The sequence below is a fragment of the Paracoccus sp. S4493 genome (assembly GCF_000967735.1).
Taxonomy (GTDB): Bacteria; Pseudomonadota; Alphaproteobacteria; order Rhodobacterales; family Rhodobacteraceae; genus Paracoccus; species Paracoccus marcusii.
In genome coordinates, this window is record NZ_JXYF01000434.1 from 1 (window position 1) to 359 (window position 359).

Here is a 359-nt window from a genome sequence, read left to right on the forward strand (position 1 = left end):
CAAGCCGCGCATCATCGACGACGTGACCGCCGACGACGTCTGCGTGATCGTTGACACCAACAACCCCGCCGAACTGCCCGCCAACCTGGAGCATGCCGAGGTGATCGAGATCATCGACCACCACCTGCTGGCCGGCGGCATCAAGACCCGTGCACCGATCAACATCACCATCCGCCCGCTGGCCTGCACCGCGACGATCATGCATGACCTGATCGGCGACGATCTGGCGCAGGCCCCCGAAGGGATCAAGGGCGCGATGCTGACCTGCATCCTGTCGGACACGCTGGAATTCCGCAGCCCGACCACGACACCGCATGACCGCGCCGTGGCCGAGAAGCTGGCCGCCGACCTGGGCGTCG

The 359-nt window shown here is 66.3% G+C and carries 1 protein-coding gene; it reads left to right on the top strand.

What is annotated here, in order from left to right; translation table 11 throughout:
• Positions 1-359, top strand: a 359-nt coding sequence (locus TW83_RS18270) for a DHH family phosphoesterase (protein ID WP_045984210.1), incomplete at both ends; no start/stop codon positions are given.